This window comes from Glycomyces buryatensis (genome assembly GCF_004912275.1).
Taxonomy (GTDB): Bacteria; Actinomycetota; Actinomycetes; order Mycobacteriales; family Micromonosporaceae; genus Glycomyces; species Glycomyces buryatensis.
Window position 1 is genome coordinate 103,755 of record NZ_STGY01000067.1, and the last position, 17,807, is coordinate 121,561.

At 69.8% G+C, this 17,807-nt stretch carries 8 protein-coding genes; all 8 read right to left on the reverse strand.

Annotated features, from left to right (window positions below):
- Nucleotides 1-22: 22 nt before the first annotated feature.
- Entirely contained in the window at nt 23-1,156 is a 1,134-nt protein-coding gene (locus FAB82_RS18830; RefSeq protein WP_136536304.1) for an NAD(P)-dependent malic enzyme, read from the reverse strand.
- A gap of 115 nt (nt 1,157-1,271) precedes the next feature.
- Nucleotides 1,272-3,221, reverse strand: a complete 1,950-nt coding sequence (locus tag FAB82_RS18835) for a hypothetical protein (RefSeq protein ID WP_136536083.1) — start codon at nt 3,219-3,221, stop codon at nt 1,272-1,274.
- Nucleotides 3,218-4,342 carry a VWA domain-containing protein gene (locus FAB82_RS18840; protein ID WP_136536084.1) on the reverse strand — a complete coding sequence of 375 codons (1,125 nt, stop codon included), beginning with the start codon at nt 4,340-4,342 and terminating at the stop codon, nt 3,218-3,220. Before FAB82_RS18840 ends, FAB82_RS18835 begins: the two co-directional genes overlap by 4 nt.
- Nucleotides 4,339-6,597, reverse strand: a complete 2,259-nt coding sequence (locus FAB82_RS18845; protein ID WP_136536085.1) for a DUF5682 family protein — start codon at nt 6,595-6,597, stop codon at nt 4,339-4,341. The genes FAB82_RS18840 and FAB82_RS18845 overlap by 4 nt, the downstream gene beginning before the upstream one ends.
- A 4-nt stretch (nt 6,598-6,601) precedes the next feature.
- Complete coding sequence (locus tag FAB82_RS18850; protein ID WP_136536086.1) at nt 6,602-7,690, reverse strand: ATP-binding protein; 1,089 nt, start codon at nt 7,688-7,690, stop codon at nt 6,602-6,604.
- A gap of 9 nt (nt 7,691-7,699) precedes the next feature.
- Nucleotides 7,700-10,954, reverse strand: a complete 3,255-nt coding sequence (locus FAB82_RS18855; RefSeq protein ID WP_136536087.1) for a DUF4132 domain-containing protein — start codon at nt 10,952-10,954, stop codon at nt 7,700-7,702.
- Nucleotides 10,955-11,023: 69 nt separating this feature from the next.
- A complete protein-coding gene (locus tag FAB82_RS18860; protein ID WP_136536088.1) occupies nt 11,024-14,392 on the reverse strand; it encodes a DUF4132 domain-containing protein in 3,369 nt (1,122 codons plus the stop codon).
- 67 nt (nt 14,393-14,459) lie between these two features.
- Entirely contained in the window at nt 14,460-17,801 is a 3,342-nt protein-coding gene (locus FAB82_RS18865; RefSeq protein WP_136536089.1) for a DUF4132 domain-containing protein, read from the reverse strand.
- Nucleotides 17,802-17,807 lie beyond the last annotated feature (6 nt).

The window sequence follows — 17,807 nt, forward strand, 5'->3', positions numbered from 1 at the left end:
GGGCTGCGACAGTCCCTCGGCGTCAGGCGGCGGCCTGCACCGCCGCGGCCACGGCAGGGGCGACCCTCGGGTCCAGCGGCGACGGGACGATCAGGTCGGGCGCGAGGTCGTCGCCGACGCAGTCGGCGATCGCGCGGGCGGCGGCCAGTTTCATGTCCTCGGTGATCGCCTTGGCCCCGGCGTCGAGCGCGCCCCGGAAGATCCCCGGGAAGGCCAGCACGTTGTTGATCTGGTTCGGGTGGTCGCTGCGGCCGGTCGCCACGATCGCGGCGTATTCGGCGGCCACGGCCGGTTCGACCTCCGGGTTCGGGTTGGCCAGCGCGAACACGATCGCCCGGTCCGCCATGCCGGCCAGGTCGGCTTCGGCGACGGTGCCGCCGGAGACTCCGATGAGGACGTCGGCGCCCGCGAGGGCCTCGGCGGGTCCGCCGGTGCGGCCGAAGCGGTTGCTGGTCTTGGCCAGCTCCTCCTTGACCGGGTTGAGGTTTTCCCGGCCGGAGTGGACGATGCCGCGCGAGTCGCAGACGATGACGTCGCCGATGCCGGCTTCGAGGAGGATCTTGGTGATGGCGACGCCGGCGGCTCCGGCGCCGATGACGGTCGCGGTGAGGTCGGCGAGTTCGCGGCCTTGGAGGCGCATGGCGTTGGTGAGCGCGGCGAGGACGACGACGGCGGTGCCGTGCTGGTCGTCGTGGAAGACCGGGATGTCAAGGGCGGCTTTGAGTCGCTCTTCGATCTCGAAGCAGCGGGGCGCGGCGATGTCTTCGAGGTTGATGCCGCCGAAGGACGGGGCGATGGCCTTGACCGCGGCGACGATCTCGTCGGGGTCCTTGGTGTCCAGGCAGATCGGGACGGAGTCGACGCCCGCGAACTGGCGGAACAGTGCGGCCTTGCCCTCCATGACGGGGAGGGAGGCGGCGGGGCCGATGTCGCCGAGGCCGAGCACGGCGGTGCCGTCGGTGACGACGGCGACGAGGTTGGAGCGCCAGGTGTGGGTGCGGGCCAGGGATTCGTCCGCGGCGATGGCCTCGCAGACGCGGGCGACGCCGGGCGTGTACGCGATGGACAGGTCCTCGCGGCTGTCCAGCGGGACGGTCGATTCGATGCGGAGTTTTCCGCCCTCGTGGGCGGTGAAGATCGGGTCTTGCAAGTCGATCACGTAGATCAAGCCTCATTGCTCGGATGATGACGATCGCCGACTGTCGGACCCGGAACGATGCACCGGTGGTCCGCGTGGCTGGAGAGAACGCTGGGGATTGCCCAAGTGGTCGTCAGTGTAGCTCAGCGGTCACCAGTGTCCGGATGGCGGCGGCGGTCCAGGTGCTGGTCCGGGCGTTGTCGTCGTCTTCGCCGAGGGCTTTGGACAGCTGTATGAAATCCGCTGCGAGGCTTCGGAGTCCGGTCCGTTGCAGGGCGCCGGCGGCGCCTTCGACGCGGCGGCGGGAGGGTTCGCGGGCCTGGCGCAGACCGCGGTGGGCCAGGTCGGCGCAAGCGGTGATCGCCTCTTCGAGCGCGGCGGAGACGGGGTCGGCGGTGGCGGTGGCCGCGGCGTCGAGGGCGGCGGCGTCGTCGCCGGGGACGAGGTCGGGGACGACGGGTCCGGCGGGAGTGAGGATCGCGGTGGGTTCGATGATGAGTTCCCCGCGGTGTCGCAGGACGCGCCCGGCGATGGCCTCGGGGTGCCGGTCGAGTGCGGTTTCGATCGCTTCGAGGGCGCCGGGGGCGGCCGGGCGGTGGACGGCGCGGACGCGGGCCGTGCCGCCGTCGGGGGCGGCGATGACGGCTTCGAGGGTCTGGGTGGCGGGGTTGTAGCCGCAGTCCGCGACTTCCGCGATGGCTATGGCGCGCACCGATTCGGCGGCGACGCGGGCGCGAATGAGGCTGGGCGGCAGGGTGCTCAGCTGCCGGGCGAGCACGTCTAGATTGGTGACCCGCAGGGTCGCCGGGAGGTCGTTCCAGGAGCGTCCGAGCGGGAGCGTCTGGGTCTTGGCGAGGCGGCCGGTGCCGACCTTGAGGGTCCGGGCGGCGGTGCGGACGGCGGCTTCGGAGACGACATTGCCGGAGGCGAGCGCGTCGAGGCGGCAGCCGGCGAGTCGGCGTCCCGCCAGGTCGTGACCGGTGAGGAGGCGGTCCTCGGGGATCTCCCAGTCGCGCCGGAGGGTCAGGACCATGCCGGTCTCGGGGTGGGCGAGGAAGATCTCGGCGGTGCGGCGGTCCCCGTCGGTGTCAATTCGGCAGCCCAGGGAGGAGAGCCGGACCAGGGTCAGCGGGGTCTCGGCGGTCTCTTCGGTGCCGAGGTTCTGGGAGACGGGTGTGCCTGCGGCGCTTCGGGAGGCGCGCTCGCGGGCGGGAATCTCGGCGAGCAGGGCGGCGAAGCGCTGGGGGTCGTAGGACGCGGCGCGGTCGCGGTAGCGGCCGACGTGGTCGATGAGGTCGTTCAGGGCTCCCGCGGGCCAGTGGAGTCGGCGCTTGGTGAGGGCGGCGGCCTCGCGGGAGAGCGCGGCGGAGAGGACGCCGTCGACGCCTTCGACGCCGGCGAGCAGGACGCGTTCGATGAGGGCGGGCGCCTCGCCGAGGTCGGGGGCCACAGTGTCCCCGCCGACAGTGGAGGTCGCATCGCCCTCGGTGGCCTCGCGGAAGGCCCAGACGGCGAGGATGATGCCGAGGTCGCGGGCGGGTCCGGTGGCGTCGGTGTGGACGTAGCCGAGCTGGCCGGGCACGAGGAAGGACACGGTGCAGGTGGGGAGCTCGGCGACGGCGGGCCGGTCGGGGCCGGGCCAGACGAGTCGCGCGGTGTATCCGGCGCGGCGGGCCTTCTCGGCGGCGGTGAAGGAGTGGCGGGCCAGGGTCTCGCGCAGTTGCTCGTCGGTGATGGCGGCCGGGGAGGCGACGGTTTCCGGCTCGGCCTGGGGGGTGGCGGCTTCGCCGGTGGCGTCGTCACTGGCGCCTTGGGCGCGTTGGTAGGCGAGGACCGCGCCGACGCGGTGGCGGCACTTCGCGGCGGCCCCGCAGGTGCAGGTGGCCGCCTCCAGGCCGCCCGCCGCGGGGAGCACGGTGGTGGCGCCGTCGGGGAAGGCGGCGGTGACGGTGCCGTCGGCGGCGAGGTCGAGATCCGGGACGGTCCCGGCGTCGAGTTCCTTGGCCGCGCGTTTGACCAGGCCCCGGTTCGCCAGCGCCGCCAGGCTGTCGGGGGTCAGGGTGAGCAGGTCTTCTCGTCTCACGAGCCGAGCCTTTCCGCTACGAATTCGGCCAGGTGCGCCGGGGTCATCGCCCCGATGTGCGCGCCGACGCCGGCCAGCCGCGAGGCCAGGCCCCGGTCGTAATCGGGGTTGGCGTCCTCGTCCAATGAGGCCAGTCCCAGGACCTGGGTTCCCTGCTGGCACAGCTGCTTGACGGTGTGGACCAGGCGGCTCTCGCTGCCGCCCTCGTAGAAGTCGGTGATGAGCACGACGATGGAGCGGCGCGGATTCTCGATCAGAGTGGCGCCGTAGTCGACCGCCCGGGCGATGTCGGTGCCGCCGCCGAGCTGGACGCTCATGAGCAGCTCGACCGGGTCCTCCACGTCGCTGGTGAGGTCGGCGATGTCGGTGTCGAAGGCGACCAGGTGGGTCTTGAGGCCGGGCAGGCGGTACAGGCACGAGGCGGTCACGGCGGAGTGGATGACCGAGCCGGCCATGGAACCGGACTGGTCGACCAGGAGGATCAGCTGCCACTGTTCGAGGCGGCGGGAGGTCCGGGAGTGGAAGTACGGCCGTTCGATGGCGACGCGCCGCAGCTCGGGGTCGTAGTGCTTGAGGTTCGCGGTCAGGGTGCGGCGCAGGTCGAAGTCGCGGGCGCGGCGGTGGTTCGAGGGGCGGCGGACGCGGCTGCCGGTGAAGGTGGTGCGCACCTCCACCGACAGCTTCTCGATCAGCTGGCGCACCACCTCTTCTACGATGCGCCGCGCGGCGGCCAGCACCTGCGGGTTCATCAGGTGCTTGGTGCGCAGGATCGCCTTGAGCAGGTTCGGGTTCGGTTCGACGCGGGCGAGGACGTCGACGTCGGTGACGACGTCGGCGATCTCGTAGCGCTCGATCGCGTCGCGTTCGAGCCGCTCGATGGTCTCCTTGGGGAAGAGCCGGTGAATCTCGTCCAGCCATTCGACGGTGTCCAGGACCGAGGGTCCGTCGCCCGCTCCTTTGGCGCCGCCGCGCCGGATCCCGCGCTTGTCGAGGTCGGAGTCGCGGCCGTAGAGCCAGTCGAGGGCGGCGTCGCGGGCGGCGGCCTCGCCGTTCAGGGATCCGGTCTGCCGTTCGGAGGCCGGGCCCAGGATCAGCCGCCATCGTTCCAGATCGGCGCTCATCGCTTGTCTCCCAAGTGTTCGCGTTCCATCACGGCGTCGACGCGCGCTTCGAGTTCCATCGCGGACGCCACCATTACCGGGTCGACCTCGGTGCGGCGCACCAGGTCTCGTCCCTCTGTCCCGGTCTCGCGCAAGGCGGTCAGCTGCTCGGCGAGGAGGGCCCGCTCGCGCGGCGGGAAGAACCCGAAGGCCTGGCGCAGCGCGGGCAGCGCCTCCAGGAACTCAGTCGCGGTCATCTCGCCGACGACGCCGTCGACCGCATTGACCACGCTCGCCTCGCCCTCCTCGGCCAGGACCTCCTCGCGGGCGACGACGAACAGCCCGGCCAGCCAGTCCCCCAGCCGGTCCGGCCCCGCCTCGATGGCGGCGACCGGGCGGCCGAGGGTCCAGGCGAGCCCGGCCGCGGCCCCGCGCAGGTCGGGCGGGGCGGCCGGGTCGGCGGCGACGCGGCTCGCGGTCGCGGCGATCCCCTCGCGCGGCGGCACCAGCGTCGGAGTGAAGCGGAGCGTGTCGCGAAGTGCCGCAAGGGCGTTGATCCTGCCCGGCTCGGCCGGTCCGGGCCCGGCGCGCAGGCTCTCGGCCAGCCACAGCGCGTGCTCGGCGCAGGTTTCGATGACCGTCGCGTACAGATCGCTTCCCGCGGAACCGAACAGGTCGTCGTGGCGGAACAGCGCCAGCGCCACCGCCAGGGTCCGGCCGACGGCGGCCAGGTCGTCGCATTCGCCGATCGCGAAGGCGATCTCCCGCGCGAGGCGGTCGGTCAGGCGCGCCCGCCCGCACAGCGCGGCGCTGAACAGCAGCCCCGCCTGGGCGTTCAGGTCGCCGCCGGCGTCCGAGACGCGCTGTTCGAGGACCGTCTGCGCGGCGTCGCCGAGGTTCGCGCCGTACACGCCGGCCTCGATGACGGCCGGGAGGCGGTTCGTGTCGACCCGGAGCTCCCATTGCTCCTCTGCGATCACGTCGGATCCGGCAGTGGGGCCGCTGTCGCGTTTGAATCCGGGGATGTCCAGCAGGCGCAGGCAGTGCAGGGCCCGGCTGCGTTCGAGGTCGCGGGCGTCGGAGAGGTGAAGGGTGAGGCGATTTTCGCCGTCGAGATCGAGCTGTTCGAGGATGTCCTGGACGGAGGCGACCAGTGGCGGGGCGGGCGTGTCGGGGTGGAGGCGGCCGGTCCGCTCGCCCGCGAGCGCGGCCGTCATCTCGACCACCACCGGATGCGTTCCGCGCGTGAGGGTTCCACGCCTGGTCCAGGGGAGCGGCTGCGGGAGGTCGTCGTTGATGAGGGCGCTGGCGAGGCCGTCGAGGACGTCGGTGCGGCCGGGCCGCCCGTGTCCGCGCAGCCGCGCGAGGCCTTCGGTGAGGCTCTTGGCGCCGATGAGGTCGGCGGTGGAGACGACCTGTTTCCTGCGGCGCAGGCGAGCGGCGACGAGTTCGACCAGCGCGGCGGCGGCCCGTTCGGCGCCGTCGTCCCAGAGCCGCTGGTAGTACTCGGGCGAGGGCATGCCGGACTGGTATCCGGCGAAGGCGTCGAGCCGTTTGAACGAGTAGGGCACCAGGAAGGATCCGATGTCGGCGCCTTCCGGGGCGGCGGGGATCTCCGGCCAGGCGGCGGAGCCCGCGGCCGCGGCGAGGCGGCGCAGGGCCGGGGCGTGGAAGCCGCCGCAGATCACCAGGACCGGTCCGTCGTCCTCGGCGAGGGCGGCGCGGATCCACTGGGCCATATAGTCTTCGCGTTCGGTGTCGTTCTCGGTCGTCTCGGCCTCGCCGCGCACGAGTGCGAAGTAGTGGTCGAGCCGTTCGGCGAGCCCGTCGGATTCGGCGACCTCGACCAGGTGGTCCCAGAGGGCGTCGGGGTTGTCGACGGCGAATTCCCGGCAGAGCCGGTCGGTGGCCTCGGTGTAGCGCCGTTCGGCGTCGGAGTAGCGGTTCTCGATCTGCGCGAAGGCCCCGTGCCAGGCGGGCAGGTCGATGAACTTGACGGCGGCGCCGGACGCGCGGCCCTCGGTCAGGGCGATCCATTCGGGCGAGTAGTCGCACAGCGGCGACCACGACCGGTGGCTCCCTTCCTTCTCGCCGAGGTAGGAGTAGATCGCGATCGGCAGCGTGTGGTCGAGGGCGAGTTCGTCGAGTCGGCCGTTGAAGTCGGCCGGGCCCTCGATGAGGACGTGCGCGGGCCGAAGCGCTGCGATGGTCTCGGAGACCAGGCGCGCGCAGGCCGGCGAGTGGTGGCGGACGCCGACGACATGGAGTGGTGCCATCCGCTCAGCCCGGCAGGAGGTGGCGAGCCTCGTACAGGTCCTTCCAGTGCGGCCCTGAGCGTTTGGCGGCCTTCTGTTCGAGGTAGCGGCGCAGCCGGGCCAGGTCCTCGGCGCTGTCCTTGGCGGCGGCACCGGCCAGTGAGTCCACAATGTCCCCGGCGGCGGCCTCGCCGCCGCGCAGGTACCAGCCCTTGATGCCGACGGCGTGGGCGACCGACACGGCCTCCGCCGTCGACATGACCGACTGCATCTTGCCGTCGGCGCCCTCGGCGGAGCGCAGGTCGCGGAAGACCCGCACCAGCACCTCGAGGACGTCGCGGGCGGGCGGGACGGGCACGCCGGACCGCTCCAGCGCGGCGGCGGACTCGGTCTCGACCAGGTCGAGTTCGGTCTTGAAGTCGGCGATGGGGAAGACCGTCTCGAAGTTGAAGCGGCGCTTGAGGGCCGCGCTCATCTCGTTGACGCCGCGGTCGCGGGTGTTGGCGGTGGCGATGATGTTGAACCCGTCGATGGCGAACACCATATTGTCGCCGCCTTCGAGCTCGGGCACGGCCAGCACCCGGTCCGACAGGGGCGACAGCAGCGCGTCCTGCACCTCCAGGGGGCAGCGGGTGATCTCCTCGAAGCGGACCACGCGCCCTTCGGCCATGCCGCGCAGCAGCGGCGCGGGCACCAGCGCGCGCTCGGTGGGCCCCTCGGATACCAGCAGCGAGTAGTTCCAGGAGTAGGCGATCTGGTCCTCTGTGGTCGACGCGCCGCCCTGGATGGTGAGCGTCGAGTCCCCGGAGACGGCGGCGGCGATGAGCTCCGACAGCAGCGACTTCGCCGTCCCCGGTTCGCCGACGAGCATCAGTCCTCGGTTGGTGGCCAACGTGACCAGGGCCCGGTCGATGAGCGACGGGTCGCCGACGAACTTGCGGGCGATGCCGAGCTTCGCGTCCCCGACGATGAACGTGCGGGCGGCCTGGAGGCTCAGCGCCCAGCCCGGCGGGCGCGGGGCGGTGTCGTCGGCGGCGAGTTTCGCCAGTTCGTCAGCGTAGCGTCGCTCGGCGGGGGGCCGTTGGAGCTTCGGGTCGTTCGGCTGCTCAGTCATATCGGCTTTCTAGCGGTGTCGGACGGCGGCGGTGAGGCCGGCGAGGAGTTCTGAAGCGGTCACGGGGTCGAGCTGGTCGCCGCGCAAGGGTTTGGCGAACTTGGGGTCACGATTTCGGGTGGTCATGAGCCGCACCGAATACAGACGGTGCCATTCGTCAATGTCACGGTTCGTCACGGGCAGACCGGCTCTGAAGTCGGCCAGCAGGTATCCGCCGGGGATCTTTCGCTCGGGTCCCCACCGCATATCGCTGGCCCACTCCCCTGGCGCGGCAAGGCGGCCCACACATTCCATCAGATCTTGCAGGACGCCGGTGTGCGCCTCCAAGCCTTCGAAGCGGGTCAGCCTCCCGGTCGCGGCCTCTTCCTCGGTGAAGGCGAAGGCCGGCCGGTTGAGCTGGTCGATCGGTTGCAGGATCGAGTAATCATTGAAGATCTCGTTCCAGGCCGGAAGCTCGTCCCCCAGCAGCGCCGGGTGGGCCAGGCGGACCGTCGCCGCCTCGGGCAATTCAACGAGCCGTTCGTGCACGTCGGCGAGGCCGCCGTCCTCCGCGGTACGAAAACCGAAGCGGGTCTCGCCCAGCTCGGCCTGCCAGACCAGGCGATTCACCAGCGATCCGAGCACCGGGTGCCGGGCGATCAGCCTGAATTGGGGGACGGACCAGGTGCGGCCGTTGCACATCGCGTCGTCCAGGCGGTCGGCCTGCTCGGTGACGATCCGCTCGATGTCCTTCGTCAGCCCTTGGTACCTCGCCTTGGCCGCCGCAGCCAGATCGGCGTCGTCGCGCACCCCCGGTTTGGGCAGCCGCTGGCGCGCCTTGCCTGCGTCGTCGGTCAGGTTCGGGCGCAGCAGCTCATCGAAGCGGACATGGAAGCGCCTGGAGCCGTAGTCGAGTGCGAGCGTCTCGGGCTCGGACAGGCCGAGATCGGGGACGAGCCGGTCGGCCAGCGCCTCGACCTCCTCCCCGTGCCGGGCGGCGAGCTTCTCCGTCAACATTCGGGCCAGCGCTGTCGCGACGGGGAACTGGCGCCGCCGGGACATCCGGTAGATCACGTTGTAGGCGGCCTCGGTCCCGATGGCGGCCAGGACGTTCAGGGCGTAGTTGGGCCAGGTGAGGACCAGCGGCTCCAGGATCGCCACCGTCTCGTCGGTGCCGAAACGGGCCAGCTGCTCGACGGCCCATGTGTCGCTCGCCGGTGAGCCGGCGGAGAGCCAGCGCTGGTACAGCGCATGGGAGAACCGGGTGAGGGATTCGGCGTCGCAGTGGTCGGCGACGATATCGGTGCCGGGGTAGGACAGGCGGGGGGTGCTGAGCGCGAGGATGCCGATGAGGTGCGAGACCGCGCTTCGAGGGAGAACCGCGTCCCGTTCCTTCAATAGGACCGGCGGCAGTAGATCCGGGTCGGCCCAGGCCCCCGGATTGGGTGCTTCGCCAAGGGGCACCAGGGGATCGATGTCCAGCAGCGCCTCAACGCGCTGCACCGCCTCGGGCCCGTAGCGTTCGGCGGAACGCACCACGGCCTCGTTCCCGAGCCGCCCGGCCAGGTAGCGCAGTGCTGCCTGTCCTCCGGCGGGGCGGTGCTTGGGCGTGCTGCTGAATGCGGCCGGGACCAGCAGGGTCGCGCCGGCCTCACCATGGCGGTCGAGCCAGTCGAGGACGATGGGACGCATGCTCTTGAGGCGCAGGAACCAGTCCGCGACGATCCTGGCGGCCTCCGCGCTGCGGATCGGGACAAGTGCACCGGCGTATTTGTGTTTGGTCCGCAGGCGTTCGGCGACCGCGTCGGCGACGGGTGCGCCGTTGCGGGCGAGTTGACCCCAGATCCCGGCCTCGAGGGCCAGATCCGGCCGGTTGAGGATGTCGCCTTTGATGGCGTCCCAGAATTCGTCCTCGTCCCAATCCCAGTAATTCGGTTCGACCGCCATTGCCCGCTCGTGTTCCTCTGGTGCCCAGACGATCTCGATGTCCGCGGGCGGTTCCAGCCCGGACAGGGGTTCGGGATCCTGGGCTTGGCGGACGTTCGTCCATGGTGGTGCGATGAGGATCTGCGGGAGCCGGGCCGCGTCGGCGGTCGGCATGTCGGCCTCGGAGGTCAGGTCCTTGATGGTCGCGCGTTCGGTGTCGCTCAGGTGCGGGAGGGCGGCGTCGAGGCTGGCCGGGTCGGATCGGACGATCACGGCCAGCCTGGTCCGGTCCAGGGGCGCGAGCTTCGGCGCCCGGTCGGCGGCGATCTTGGCGGTGCGCAGCGGGAATCGCGCCGCGGCCCGCATGGCGGCGGGGAGGACCTGCGGTTCGCCACTGCGGTCGATGAGCAGCGCCGTCGCCTCGTCGCTCGGCAGGAGCGCGATGCCTTCGACGAGCATGGTGCGCTGTGCGCTGTCGAGACTTTTGTACTTGAGGGTTTTCGTCAGAATCGGCAAGGCCTCGACCCCGAGGTGGCAGACCAGCTCGGCGACTTCGCCTTCGGTCAGTCGGGCCTGTTCGATGGTCTTGCGGCCCAGGCGTTCGAGGTGGTCAACGCTCCCGACGCTCGACCACAGCGCGTGTTGCAGGCCCGTGGCTTCGGCCCGTGCGAGCTCGTCGCACGTCGAGGCGACCCATTCCGTCTCGTCGGGCAGCAGGAGCGCGGCGGCGGCCCGCTGTAGCAGGGTCTCGCGGAAGGTGGAGGCCAGAGCGACCACCGCATCGTATTCGTCCTCCTCGGCGGCGGAGGTGAGCTCGCGGGAGAGCTCGAGCGCCCCGATAAATCGCGAACCGTGCCAATGGTTGGCATGAGGGTCCCCGGCGGCGATGTACGGGATGCGGTCGCCCGCCGTGGCTCCTCCGGGGCGGTCCCAGCCGATGGCGATGCCGGTGCCCGCAATGGCCGCGCCGACCGCGAAAGGCAACCCGAACTCGATCACCCATGCGCTGAACAACTCCCGGTCCTGCGGCGTCCCGGTCCTGCTCCCCCGGTTTCCCCAGTCGCGGTAGCGGTCGGTGTACCGGAGCAGCACGGTCACCACGGCCGCGCCGGTCGGGCTCGGCTTGCCGTCGAGGAAGTCGAGGCCGGCCCCGGCCAGGTCGGGGTCACCGCTGGTCTTCTCCAGCGCCGACACCAGCTCGGAGCGGAACTTCTCGATCTGCTCCCGCACGAGGGCCGACGCATCGGGATCGAGCTCGAACCGGCCGCGGGCGCCATTGCTCCTGCGGGGCAGCACCTTCGCCGCCCACTCGGGCGGGATGTCAAGTCGATCTTCTTGCGGCACAGCGTGATCGGTCATATCCGTCTTTCCGGAGGCGGGACTGTCGCATCGAGGATATGCGGAGGGTGCGACAGTCCCGCCCTCCTATCAGGCCTCGGCGGTCAGACCGGTCAGGGCGATCAGTACCTCCGAGGCGACCACCGGGTCGATCTCGCTCAGGACCAAGTCGCTCGCACCGCCGTACCAGCCGTACGCCGTATCGCAGAATCGGACCGTCCGCAGGGTCTGCCGTTCCGCCCAGTCGGTGTATCCGACCACCAGACCGGGATCCAGATGGATGCACACGTAACCCGCGGTCGGCAGCTCGTAGTGGATCCCCGGTTCGATCCCGGCGTCCTGCGGTTCGCCCCGCACCCAACCCTTCTTGGTCATGCCGAGGATGCGTCCGTAGTCGACGGTGATGTCCTCGAACCTGGTCAGGTGGCCGGTCTTCAGCTCCTCATCGGTCAGGGCCATGACCGGCCGGTTCAATTGGTCGAAGGGCTGGAGGATCTCGTAGTCGCCCAGGATCGCCCCCCACGCCTGGCTCTCCTGCTCCTCCATCCGGAGCGGATGGGCGAGCCGGATGACCGCGTCCTCCGCCAGTTCCAGCTCCTCGTCCTCCGCGTCGGCCAGGCTCCCGTCCTCGGCGACGCGGAAGGCGACCCGGCCACCGCCGGACTCGGCCAGCCACACCAGCCGCCGTGCCAGGTGGGACACCAGCGGGTGGGTCGCGAAGCACTCCCCGAACTCGGCCGTCGTCCAGCTCCGGCCCTCGATCATCGCCTTCTCCAGGCGCTTGACCTGGTCGGCCGCGACGGTGCGCAGGTCCTTCTTCAACTGCGCGAAGCGTTTGCGGGACTCCTCGGCGAGTTCCGGATAGTCCTTCGCGCCCGGCTTCGGGAGGCTCTTGCGGGGCTTGCCGTCCATGTCGTGGAGCAGCGGCTTGAGCTGTTCGTCGAAGGCGACCTTGAACTGGCGCGGCCCGAAGTCGAGCACCAGGGCCTCCTCGTCTCCGAGCCCGAAGTCCGGGACGAGACGGTCGGCCAACTGCTCGCCGCTCAGTCCCAGTCCCGCGGCGATCGCCTCGATCTGGCTGGCCGCCTCCGCCTTGAGCGCCTTGAACTTCACCTTCTGCGAGATGCCGTGGATGGCCGCCAGGGCGGCCTCGGATCCGATGGCCCCGAGCACGCCGAGGCCGGTCACTGCCCGCTTGTGCTGGCCCTCCCCCGGCCAGATGCGGATGAACGGAGTCAGCCGCCGCACCGCCTGCTCGTCGCCGAAGTGGGCCAACTGGGTGAGCGCCCAACCGTCCTTCGAGGGCGATTCCGAGGCGAGCCAAAGCTCGAACAGTGCCAGAGAGAACTGCGCGAGCGAGCCCGGATCGCAGTGCTCGGCGATGACCTCGACTCCTCGGTACGGCAGGTCCGGGGTCGCGATCGCCACCACGGTGATCAAGTGGCGAACGGCGCCTTCGGGAAGGCACTGCTCGCTGTCCCGCAGGTACACCGGCGGCAGCATTCCCGGATTGGCCCAGTCCCCGATGTGCGGGACCTTGGCGAGCGGTTCGAGCGGGTCGGCGTCCAGCAAGGGCCGCAGCGCGTCGGCGATCCCGGGGCCGTAATCCTCTGCCGCGTTCAGCACGCATTCGGGGCCGTGCAGGTCGGAAAGTTGGCGCAGCGCGGCCTCCGCGTTCGCGCGGAGCTTCTTGGCCTTGCCGAGCGCGTCCGGAATGAGCAGTCGCGCCGCCTCGACGCCGTGGCGCTCAAGCCAGGCGTGCGCGGTGAGGCGGGCGGACTTCAGCCTGACGAGCCAGTCCGCTGCGAGCCGGGCGGCTTCGAGGCTGAGGATCGGCGCCAGCACCTCTTGAGTGTTCACGTTGCGGCTCACCAAGGCCATGATCTTCGGGAGCGATTCCTCCTCGAAACGCGCGAGGATCCTCTGCATCACATAGGCATCCGGGTAACGGTATTCGCCGTCCCACCGCCCCAGCATCTCGCGCGCGGTTTCATCCGAGCTGAAGGCGATCAGTTTGGGAGGCACATCCTTGCGATCTCCCCTGCGAATCTCATCGGCCATCCTCTCCCACCAGACATTCTCGGCTCCGGTGCGGTCCCACGGTTCGGCGAGCGCGGCCCATGTCGCCTGTTCGCCATCGGACCAAACCGGGCGCGCCTCCGCGGGTGCTTCGATCCCGTCGATGACCTCCGCCTTTCGCTTGGAGCGCTTGACCGTCCACGGCGGGGCGACCAGCAGCTGCGGCAGCTGTTCGTTCGGGGCGGCCTGCGGGGGGTCGCCCAGGAGTCCGTCGATGATGTCGCGCTCGGCCGCTTCGAGCTGCGCCAGCGCGGGTTCGAGGAAGGGATTGGTCCGGGCGACCCCGGCCAGTCGGACAAGATGCCCCGCGTCGGCGGTCGGCGCGAGTGCGGCGATGGTGCGAAGGGAGCGGACCGGGAAGCGCTCCGCGGCCTCGACTGCGGCCTCCATGGTCCGATGTTCGACCAGGTTCTGCAGCAGGAAGCGCATGGCCTGGTCCGAGGGGAGCAGCGAGATCCCGGGGTTCAGCAGCATCCGGTCCGCCGCACTGCGGAACTGATTGAGGGTCGCGGTGAGGAATTCCAGGCTTTCAGCTCCGATGCCATCGATCAGTGAGGCCAGGCTGGCGGGGCTGAGGGTGTATTCGCCGAACGACTTCAAGCCGGCGGCGGCGAGCTGGCCGCCGCTGGTGACGGACGCGTACACCAACCAGTCCGGCGAGCCGTAGGCGTAGCGCGTGGCGAGGACGTCCCGGCAGGCCTCGTCGACCCACTCCCGTTCGGTCGGCGCGATGAAGGCGGCGGCGATCCGTTTGACGACGGTGTCACGGTGGTGACTCATCGCGGCAATGGCGTCCCGGTATTCCTCGTCGGTGGAAGCGTCGAGGATCCTGCGGATTCGCACCAGTTCCGGTATCCCGTCACTTCTGATCCATGACCAGTTGATGTGTCCGACCTTGGCCCAATCGATAACCATGTCATTGGAGGATTGGCGACGGATATGGCGGGTGTAGGGAAGCCTCGAGCCGAATTCGAGGGCGCTGACGCCGATGCCTTCGATGGCTGCGCATGCGGCGAAGCTCAGGCCGTGTTCGGCGATCCAGGCGTCGATCTGAAGCACGTCCGCTTCTCTTGGAGTTCCCTGGGCGACGGCCACTGAGGTGGTGATCGCGGTGATCGCGGCGTTCACCGCTCCGGCTCCGACCGGATTCGCCTCGCCGCCAAGGTATTCGTGGGCGGCGGCGGCGATGGTCGCTTCGCTGCCGGGGTGGTCGATCGATTCGATGACGGGCGTGCGGCATCGGTCGAGTCTGGCGGCCGATTGGGCTTTGGCGTTCCCGTCGAGCTCCACGGGGCGGACGGAGGCGCTGCCCCGCCTGGGGAAGGCCTCGTCCAGCCATTCGGTGGGGAGTCGCAGCCGGTTCTCGTCTGGCAGTTGCATGTCTGCCTTCGCATCGGGGTGATTCACACCCGTAGCTTAGGAACCGGCTGCGACAATTTTCCTTAGATCAGGCGGTCTTGGTGATTTTGGACAGCGAGGCCAGGATCTCCGAGGCCTCTACCGGGTCGATCCGATTGCCGCGGAACGAGTCCAGATCGAACTGGAGGTCGTACGCGGAAGGGCGACTGTGGGTGAGGAAGACCGCTTCCAGCGTCTGGTCCGGGCATTCGCTGATGGCGCCGACCCAGATGCCCGGGTCGAGGTGGATCACCAGGTAGCCGGCGTGCCCGAGCTCCTTGAACATGCCGGGCTCGACCCCGCCGTCCTCGGGCAGCATGCGATCCCAGCCGGCGGAGGTCAGCCCAATGAGCGCACCGACGGGGACCTCCGCCTTCTCGAACCTCGTCAGGCGCCCGGTCTCCAGCTCCTCGGCGGTGAAGGCGTAGCTCGGGCGGGAAAGCTGTTCGAACGGTTGCAGAATCTCGTAGTCCGCCAGGGTCTCGCCCCACTTGTCGACGTCGCCGTCGAACCTGAGCGGGTGCGGCAGCCGGATCACGGCGTCCTGGGGCACCTCCAGTACTTCGTCCTCGGCATCGGCGAAGCTGCGGTCCTCGGCGACGCGGAAGGCGAATCGCTTCCCGTTCATCTCGGCGGTCCACACGAGCCGACGGGTCAGGTGCCAGACCAGCGGGTGGTTCACGAAGGACGCGTCGAACTCGGCCCTGGTCCAGGTGCGATCCTCGACCATGGCCCGCTCCAAGCGCTTGACCAGGTCCGAGGCGGCGGTCCGCAGTTCCTTCTTCAACAGGGAGAAGCGTTTCCGGCTGGCCTCGGCGACCTCGGCGTCGTCCTTGGCGCCCGGTTTCGGCAGGGACTTGCGGGGCTTGCCGTCGCTGTCCTGGACGAACGGCTTGAGCTGCTCGTCGAAGCCGACCTTGAACTGGCGCGGCCCGTAGTCGAGCACCAGGGACGCGTCCTCGCCGAGCCCGAGATCCGGGACGAGGCGATCGGCCAGTTGCTCCCCGGTGAGCCCCAGGTCGGAGGCGACGGCGGCGACCATCTCCTCGGCATGGTCCCGAACTCCCTGGTACTTGCACCGCAACGAAACCCGGTGCATCTCCCTCAGCGCCTCCTCAGTTCCGATGGAGCGCAGCACCTTCAAGGCTCGGATGGAGCGTTCGTGGAAGCTCTGTCCCGGCCAGGTAAGGATCAGCGGGGCGAGCGCCCTGACGGTCTCGGCATTGCCGAACCTCCCCAGGCGGTCCAGGACCCACATGTCCTTGGAGTCGCCACCGGAATCGATCCACTGCGCGAACAGGGCATTGCAGAAGGCCGCGAGCGAAGCCGGATCGCACTGCTGCGCAATGACATCCAGGTAGCGCCCGTCGCCAAGCGCCAGGATGGACATCAGGTGCCGGACCGAGGCGTCGGGCAGGGCCCGCTCGCTATCGACAAGCAGCACCTGCGGAAGCAAGGCCGGGATCGCCCACGAGCCGACCTTCGGCGGTTTGATCTCGCTGCCTTCGGTCGCGGCCTCGGCGAGGATCGGCTGCACGGCTTCGAGCGCTTCGGGACCGTACCGCTCGGCCGCTTGCGTGACGACCTGCGCGCCGACAGTCCTCGCCAGGTGCGCGAGCGTCTTCTCGGCAGTGGTGCGGCGCCTCCCGCGCTTGCCGACGGCATCGGGAATCAGCAGTCTGGCCGCGCCCTCCTGGTGTTGGTCGAGCCACCGTCCGGCCTGGGGGCGCATCGACTTAAGCTTCGAGTGCCATTCGGCGACCATCCTGGCGATCGCCAAGTTCTCCAGCGGCAGCAGTACATCGCAGAGACCGCGGTCCTTCTCGACCGAGGCGATGACATCATCCATGACGTCCTCGCCGAAGCGGGCAAGCGCACGAGGAGCGGTGTCCATGTTGTAGCTGATCCGATAGGGATGGTTCCATTCGTCGAGCATGCGCCGTGCCAACGGAAGCGGAGCGAAGGCGACCACGTTGCCCCCCAGACGTCCCTCGCCCGGGGCGAGATTCGATTCGAGTGCCCCGGCCCAATCGTGGGACGCCGACCCGTTGGGCCAGTAAGAGGGCTCCAGGTTCGCCCACTCCTCCTGTTCCCCTTCCAACCATTCCAGGACGGTCTGGTCCTCGGCCTCCAGCTCAAGCACGGCCTGGCGTTTATTGGCCGGTTTCTTTGCGGCCCAGGGCGGTTCGGCCAGCGGTCCAGGCAGATCCTCCGGGTTTGCATCGGGCACCCAGTCGACGCGGTCGACGATCCTGCGGATCTCGGTGCGCTCGTCATCGGACAGGGAGACGAGCGCCGCTTCGAACAGCGCCGGGTCGATCGCGTCGATGAATCCGGCGAGGCGGCGCCTCACCTCCCGGTCGGCCGTGGCGCTCGTGGCAGCGGCGAGGCGGAGCGAGCGGACCGGGAAGCGCCGGGCCGCCTCGCAGGCCGCGTTGAAGGCCCTCGGCGAGTCTAGCCGGGCGATCAGATAGTTCACCGCTTCGTCGGTGGGCACCATCGCGATTGCCTGGAGCACCCAGTCGGGACCGTTCTTATTGTGGCCGTGGGTCCCTCCGAAGGCGAACGACTGTCCGAGTGTCGCCGTGAGCGCGGGCAGACTCGCGGTCTCCAGGTTGGACAGGAGCGTCCCGAGCGTCATCATGCTGACATAGGTGGGCAGCAGGGCTTTGGACGAGAGCGCGTCGAGCTGCTCGACGGTCTTGATGAAGGGCCACAGTCCACCGTCGGTCGCCCCCGCCTGGACGGGGTACTCGGCACAGGCTTCCAACATCCAGTCGCCTTCGCGCGGGAGCAGCAGGGCTGCGATCAAGCGCCGGACCGGGGTGGTGCGTTGCTCCTCCACTGCCGCGCGCACCCGGTCGTATTCGGCGTCGCCACACTGTTCAATGGCGGCTAGGAGGGCGGCCGTTCGCGTCCGGTCTCGAAATCGACCCGCGACAGTGGAGCAGAGCCCGTCATTGAGAATCTTCGCATCCCGCTCATAGACCCGGGCATTGCTGGTCCGGGTCCATTGGGGCCTCCGCCACGCGCAGACGCCCGCACCCGCGACCAGCGCGGCGGCGGCGAATTCGAGCCCGTGCTCGATCCTCCAAGCATCGATCGCGAGGTTCGTGGAGCCCTGGTCTTGGCAGTAGCTGCCCAGGAGTTCGGCGACAACCGCAGCGCCGAGAGGATCCGGCTTGCCGTCCATGTAGTCACGGCCGGGCTGCTCGTATTCGAAGTTGTCGGGGCTGTTCAGGGCAAAGCGGAGGTCCGCGCGGTGCTCTTCGATCCATTGGCGCACTTGCTGCGGAGCCGTCGGGTCCGCTTCGGCCGCAACCGGTTCGGGTGCGAGCGTCCCCCATCCGGTCGGGAGGTCAAGCAGGGTCTCGTCTGGAAGCTTGGTCATGCGGGT

Coding starts and splice junctions, on each gene's coding strand:
- FAB82_RS18865 (WP_136536089.1), bottom strand. CDS start 17,801: ATGACCAAGCTTCCAGACGAGACCCTGCTTGACCTCCCGACCGGATGG.
- FAB82_RS18855 (WP_136536087.1), bottom strand. CDS start 10,954: ATGACCGATCACGCTGTGCCGCAAGAAGATCGACTTGACATCCCGCCC.
- FAB82_RS18850 (WP_136536086.1), bottom strand. CDS start 7,690: ATGACTGAGCAGCCGAACGACCCGAAGCTCCAACGGCCCCCCGCCGAG.
- FAB82_RS18860 (WP_136536088.1), bottom strand. CDS start 14,392: ATGCAACTGCCAGACGAGAACCGGCTGCGACTCCCCACCGAATGGCTG.
- FAB82_RS18840 (WP_136536084.1), bottom strand. CDS start 4,342: ATGAGCGCCGATCTGGAACGATGGCGGCTGATCCTGGGCCCGGCCTCC.
- FAB82_RS18845 (WP_136536085.1), bottom strand. CDS start 6,597: ATGGCACCACTCCATGTCGTCGGCGTCCGCCACCACTCGCCGGCCTGC.